Genomic DNA, 4330 nt, shown 5'->3' with positions numbered 1-4330 from the left:
CCAGAGCGCCCCTGACCGACCGGCTCGCCACCCCTGCGCGAGCAGACGCGGGCCGAGCTGACGAGCGCCCGCTCCGCGCAACGTTTCGCGGTGCCCGGACGGACCCGGCAGGCCGCCGCGCGGTACGTCGACCTCGAGGCCTGAGCCGCCGCGAAACTTTCGCCGCGATTCCTCTCAACTGGGGCCCGCGGGGGCCGAAGGGGTCAGCGAGCCAGGACGGCTCGTACTGCCGACGGACCGGCGCGACCTTGACGTTCCCTTCCCAGGAGGAGAATCCGTGTCGTTCGTCGATCCGGTCGGCTCTGTGCTGCACAGCGCCCTGGACGGCCTGGCCATGCGCCAGACCGTCATCGCCGACAACATCGCCAACGTGGACACGCCCGGCTACCGGGCCACGACGGTCGACTTCGAGACCAACCTGCGTCGCGCCATCGAGGACGGCTCGCCCGCCGACCTCGCCGATCCGGGCATCGACCGGGTCGCCACCTCCACGCCGGTCGGCGTGAACGGCAACAACGTCGACCTGCGCAAGGAGACGATGGCCGCGATGCAGACCAGCTACCAGCAGCAGGTCGTCGGTCGAGCCATCTCCGACCGTCACAGCCTGGTCATCACGGCAGCGAGCACCCACTGATGGGCGCCTTCGACGCGCTGCGCATCGCGAACAGCAGCCTCGGCGTGCACCAGACGTGGCTGGACACGCTCGCGACCAACATCGCCAACGTCAACACCGTCAACGCGACCGACGAGGACGCCTTCCAGGCGCAGATGCTGATCCTGCGCTCGTCCGAGGGCGGCGGCGTCGAGGTCGCCGGCGTGGCCGAGACCTCCGCCGAGGGCCGGGTCGTCCACAGCCCGGGCCACCCGCTCGCCGACGAGGACGGCTACGTCCGCACCCCCGACACGGACATGAACAGCCAGATGAGCCAGCTCATCATGGCCCAGCGCGGCTACCAGGCCTCCGTGTCCGTCACCAAGACCGCGCAGGAGGCGTACACCAGCGCCCTGCAGATCGGAAAGTGATGAGCATCCCCGCCATCGAGCCCATCGGCGGCTTCACGCCGCTGCAGCCGCTGCAGATCGACAGCGACGTCACCGCCGTGCGCGGTGCCGCCGGCCCGCAGGGCACCACCGGCGCGCAGAGCGTCTCGGCCACGAGCTTCGGCTCGCTGCTCGCCGAGCGCATCGACGGCCTGGAGGCGCTCAGCGACCGGACCGACGACCTGGCCGTCAAGGCGACCACGGGTGACCTGCAGGACATCCACGACTACACGATCGCCGCGGCCGAGACCCAGATGACGACCCAGCTGACCGTCGCGATGCGCAACAAGGCCGTCGAGACGTTCACCGAGATCATGCGGACGCCGATCGGATGAAGAACGAGGTCATGCGCCGGCTCACGAGCGTCCGCGAGACGTTCGCCGGCTACACGAGCGGGCAGAAGGCCACGGTCGTCGTCGGCGGCGCGGCGGTGCTGCTCGCGGCGTTCATGGCGTTCCGCTGGGCCTCCGCCCCGAGCTACACGCCGCTGTTCAGCGGCCTGTCCTCGCAGGACGCGTCAGCGGTCGTCGAGGAGCTCGACGCCGCCGGCACGCCCTACGAGATCACCGACGGCGGCGGCACGATCCTGGTCCCGGACGACGTCGTGCACCGCACCCGCATCACGCTGAGCGGCGAGGGCATCCCGTCCTCGGACAGCGAGGGCTACTCGATCCTGGACAAGCAGGGCGTCGCCGCGTCGGACTTCAAGGAGCAGACCGACTACAAGCGGGCGATGGAGGGCGAGCTCACCAACACCATCGAGTCGCTGGACTCCGTCGACACCGCGACGGTCCACCTGGCGCTGCCCGAGAAGGTCGTCTTCGCCGCCGAGCAGCAGCCGGCCACGGCCTCGGTGCTGGTCAAGCCGCGCCGCGGCGAGCAGCTCGCCGAGGACCAGGTGCAGGCGATCGTCCACCTCGTCGCGTCCAGCGTCGACGGCCTCAAGCCCGACAAGGTCACCGTCACCGACTCCAGCGGCCAGGTCCTGTCGACCTCGGACGGCACGAGCCAGAGCGGCTCGGGCGCCCAGATGAAGCAGGTCGACCAGTTCCAGGAGAGCATGCGCACCCGCGTGCAGACGATGCTCGACCGCGTGCTGGGCCCGGGCAACTCCCAGGTCCAGGTCACCGCCGACCTCGACTTCGACAAGTCGGTCAGCGAGACCACCCGCTACTTCCGCGCCACCCAGGTGCCCGCGCTGTCGGAGACGACGAAGACCGAGACCTACCAGGGCACGGGCGGTGCCGGCGGCTCCACGGGCGTCGTCGGCCCCGACGGCCAGATGGAGGACAACGTCACCGGCGCGAACGGCGACGGCAACGGCTCCTACACCAAGTCCGAGCGGACGTCGGACAACGCGATCGACAAGACCGTCGAGCAGCGCGAGCAGGCGCCCGGCGCCGTGCGCTCGCTGCACGTCGGCGTCGTCCTGGACAGCGTCAAGCAGGGAGCGGCCACGACGGCGCAGGTCAGCGACCTCATCGCCGCCACGATCGGCACCGACGAGGACCGCGGCGACACGATCGAGGTCTCGTCCATGGCCTTCGACCGCTCCGGCGAGCAGGCCGCCGCCGAGGAGCTGGCCGCCGCCGAGGCGGCCGAGCGCTGGGACCGGATCTGGGACACGGCCAGGACGGCGGGCATCGTCCTGCTCGTCGCGATCGCCATCCTGATCGCCTGGCTGCGCAACCGCCGCAACGCCCGGGAGCGCAAGGAGGCCGCCGACGCGCTCGTCGAGCAGCTGCGCCGCGACCAGGCCAACGCCGACGCCACCGCGGTGAGCCCGGCCGTCGAGGTCGTCGCCAGCGAGGAGGAGCTCGAGGCCGAGCGCCGCCGCGAGGAGATCGCCGAGCTGGTCGAGAAGCAGCCCGAGGACGTCGCGAACCTGCTGCGCGGCTGGCTGGTGGAGCGCCGATGACCGCCACGATGACCGCCCGCCTGGGCGTGCACAAGGCCGCCGTCCTGCTCATCTCGCTCGGCCCGGAGAAGGCCGCCGCGGTGATGAGCCACATGAGCCCGGCGGAGGTCGAGGAGGTCTCGACCGAGGTCGCCCGCCTGGAGTCGGTGGACCGCACCGAGTCCGACTCGGTGCTCGGCGAGTTCCACGAGATGCTCACCGCCCGCGGCCACATCGCCCGCGGCGGCCTGGACTACGCCCGCCAGCTGCTGGAGAAGTCGCTCGGCGAGGAGCGCGCGGCCGAGATCATGGACCGGCTCAACGCCGCCGCCGTGCAGCTGCCGTTCCAGTTCCTGCGCCACGCCGACCCCGCGCAGCTGCGCTCGTTCGTCGCCGACGAGCACCCGCAGATCATCGCGCTGGTGCTCGCGCACATGACGCCGGAGAAGGCGCTCATGCTGCTGGCCAGCCTGCCGCCGGAGGAGCAGGCCGTCGTCGCGCACCGCATCGCCGTCATGGACCGCACGTCGCCGGAGATCATCCAGGTCGTCGAGCGGACGCTGGAGCGCAAGCTCTCGACCATGCTCCAGCCGACCGAGACGTCCCGCGTGGGCGGCATCGACCCGCTGGTCAACATCATCAACCGCTCGGACCGCTCCACGGAGCGCCAGATCGTCGAGGGCCTCGAGGCGCTCGACCCGGACCTGGCCGACGAGGTCAAGAGCCGGATGTTCATGTTCGAGGACATCGTGTCGCTGGACGACCGCTCGGTGCAGCAGGTGCTGCGCCAGGTCGACACCGGCGAGCTCGCCATGGCGCTCAAGGGCGTCACCGAGCCGGTGCGCCTGAAGATCATGAACAACATGTCCGAGCGTGCGGCCGAGTCGCTCGCCGACGAGGTCGAGATCCTCGGCACGGTGCGCCTGCGCCAGGTCGAGGAGGCCCAGCAGTCGATCATCCGCACGATCCGCCAGCTCGAGGAGCAGGGCCAGATCATGCTGCGACGAGGGAACGACGATGAGTTCATCGAGTGACGCCCCCGTCGTCCGGGGCCCGCTGGCCGGCGACGCGCAGACGCTGCGCGTCCCCGAGCTGAGGCAGGGCGCCTGGACCCGGCTGGGCCCGGACAGCGGCCTGGCCGACGGGGCCACCGAGAACACGCTGGCCGTCGTCGCCGAGCGCACGCGCAAGGCGGCCCAGTCGCAGGGCTACGTCCAGGGCTGGACCGACGGACGCCGTGAGGCGCAGGCCGTCATGGCCGAGGAGCAGACCCGGCTGAACCACCTGGCCCGGGTCGAGCAGGAGCGCCGGGACGCCGAGCACGCCGCCGCGATCGAGGCGCTCACCGCGGCCGCCGGCCGGGTCCGCGCCGTCGTGGCCGCCGTGTGCGCC

6 protein-coding genes are annotated in these 4330 nt (G+C 71.4%); all 6 read left to right on the top strand.

Going from position 1 to position 4330, the window contains the following annotated elements; all coding sequences use genetic code 11:
- Nucleotides 1-277 precede the first annotated feature (277 nt).
- Nucleotides 278-634, top strand: coding sequence for a flagellar basal body rod protein FlgB (gene flgB / locus AC2W7G_RS10090; protein WP_485868313.1), 357 nt, complete (start codon nt 278-280; stop codon nt 632-634).
- The gene (locus AC2W7G_RS10085) at nt 634-1023 is read left to right on the top strand and encodes a flagellar basal body rod protein FlgC (RefSeq protein ID WP_485868312.1); all 390 of its coding nucleotides are present in this window, start codon (nt 634-636) and stop codon (nt 1021-1023) included. Before flgB ends, AC2W7G_RS10085 begins: the two co-directional genes overlap by 1 nt.
- Complete coding sequence (gene fliE / locus AC2W7G_RS10080) at nt 1023-1376, top strand: flagellar hook-basal body complex protein FliE (RefSeq protein ID WP_485868311.1); 354 nt, start codon at nt 1023-1025, stop codon at nt 1374-1376. Before AC2W7G_RS10085 ends, fliE begins: the two co-directional genes overlap by 1 nt.
- Nucleotides 1373-2959 carry a flagellar basal-body MS-ring/collar protein FliF gene (gene fliF, locus AC2W7G_RS10075; RefSeq protein WP_485868310.1) on the top strand — a complete coding sequence of 529 codons (1587 nt, stop codon included), beginning with the start codon at nt 1373-1375 and terminating at the stop codon, nt 2957-2959. The genes fliE and fliF overlap by 4 nt, the downstream gene beginning before the upstream one ends.
- Nucleotides 2956-3972 (top strand): flagellar motor switch protein FliG, encoded by a 1017-nt coding sequence (gene fliG, locus AC2W7G_RS10070; RefSeq protein WP_485868309.1) that lies wholly within the window; start codon nt 2956-2958, stop codon nt 3970-3972. Before fliF ends, fliG begins: the two co-directional genes overlap by 4 nt.
- On the top strand, nt 3956-4330 hold a 375-nt coding region (locus AC2W7G_RS10065), incomplete at its 3' end, for a hypothetical protein (RefSeq protein WP_485868308.1). The genes fliG and AC2W7G_RS10065, both read left to right, overlap by 17 nt.

This window comes from Aeromicrobium sp. PFPM2_SD2 (assembly GCF_057364525.1).
The sequence above is the reverse complement of the archived record's forward strand: the minus strand, read 5'-3'. Positions and strand labels throughout refer to the sequence as shown.